The following is a 1,222-nucleotide window of genomic DNA, read 5'->3' as shown; positions in this document are numbered from 1 at the left end:
CGGTCGCGGCGCGCCTGGCGGCCGGCGGCACCGTCGCCGACGCGGCCCGGACCGCCGGACTCGGCACCCGGCAACTGCACCGCCGCGCCCTCGCCGCCTTCGGCTACGGGCCCAAGACCCTCGCCCGGATCCTCCGGCTGCAACGGGCCCTGGCCCTCGTACGCTCCGGGCTGCCGTACGCCGAGGCCGCCCTCGCGGCGGGCTGCGCCGACCAGGCGCACCTGGCGCGGGACATGCGCGCCCTGGCCGGCACCACCCTGACCGCGTACTTCGACCGGGCCTAGGGCGTGCCAGGCGTCGCGACCCCGGCCCTGATCCGCCGGACAGGCCCTAGGCAGGCAGCGGTGCGAACAGCGAGACCGCGCAGCCGTCCGGGTCCAGGACCACCGCGTACCGCTGCCCCCACACCGCGTCCCACGGCTCCAGATGGCCCCGGTGGCCCGCACCCGTCAGGTCCGCGTACACCGCGTCCACCTCCGCCGGACCGTCGCACAGGAACGCGAGCCCCACCCGGTCACCGCCGGACGGCCCCGGGGTCCAGCCGGGGTCGTAGGAGCGGACGACGGCCTCCGCGTCCCACATCAGGCGCCCGCCGCCCGGCAGGACCACCTCCACATGGGGCGCGGACTCCGCCCCGGCCGGGATGTCCAGGCCCAGCCGGCGGTAGAAGGCGAGGGAGGCGGGCAGGTCGGCGGCGACGATGCCGATCGCGTCGAGTCGAGGAGTCATGGACCGACCCTAGGCAGCGCCCCGGCCCGCCGTCTTGAACGAATCGGTCGCGGCGGCGCCCCCGGACCGGCCGGTCAGGGCGCCCCGAGCACGTCCGCCGGTGACGTCCCCCGCTCCGTCAGCGCCAGGCCCAGGGCCGCGCGCTCGGTGACCCAGCGGGTGGGGCGGTGGCGGGGGTCGCCCGTCGACGCGTACAGCGCCCGGTGCAGCTCCAGCATCCGGGCCGCGCCCACCCGGTCGCCCCAGGCCAGCGGGCCCACCGGATAGCCGAGACCGGTCGTCACGGCCACGTCGATGTCGGCCGGGGCGGCCAGCGCCCGCTCCGCGATGGACGCCGCGACGGACACGATCGAGGCGAGCAGCCGCTGCGCCACCGAACCGGCCGTGTCCCGGACCACCGACACCGCGAACGGCTCCCCGCCGTCCGCCGCCCGCGCCAGCACCGCGCGTGCGTCCCGCGCCGCGACCGGGTCCGCCGCCGGGGTCACCGCGA

Annotated in this window: 3 protein-coding genes; 1 reads left to right on the top strand and 2 read right to left on the bottom strand. The window is 78.3% G+C overall.

Annotation, left to right across the window (positions count from 1 at the left end; translation table 11 throughout):
* The coding region (locus tag MHW47_RS35560) for a helix-turn-helix domain-containing protein (protein WP_239227923.1) at positions 1 to 284 on the top strand (284 nt) is incomplete at its 5' end.
* 46 nt (positions 285 to 330) lie between these two features.
* Here the strand turns inward: MHW47_RS35560 and MHW47_RS35555 are convergent.
* Both MHW47_RS35555 and MHW47_RS35550 read right to left on the bottom strand, forming a co-directional pair.
* Complete coding sequence (locus MHW47_RS35555; protein WP_239227922.1) at positions 331 to 729, bottom strand: VOC family protein; 399 nt, start codon at positions 727 to 729, stop codon at positions 331 to 333.
* Positions 730 to 803: 74 nt separating this feature from the next.
* A partial coding sequence (locus MHW47_RS35550; RefSeq protein ID WP_239227921.1) for a 3-hydroxyacyl-CoA dehydrogenase family protein occupies positions 804 to 1,222 on the bottom strand: 419 nt, incomplete at its 5' end.

The organism is Streptomyces sp. OfavH-34-F (assembly GCF_022347745.1).
GTDB lineage: Bacteria > Actinomycetota > Actinomycetes > Streptomycetales > Streptomycetaceae > Streptomyces.
Note: the sequence above shows the minus strand (reverse complement) of the source record. Positions and strands in the feature narration are given on the sequence as shown.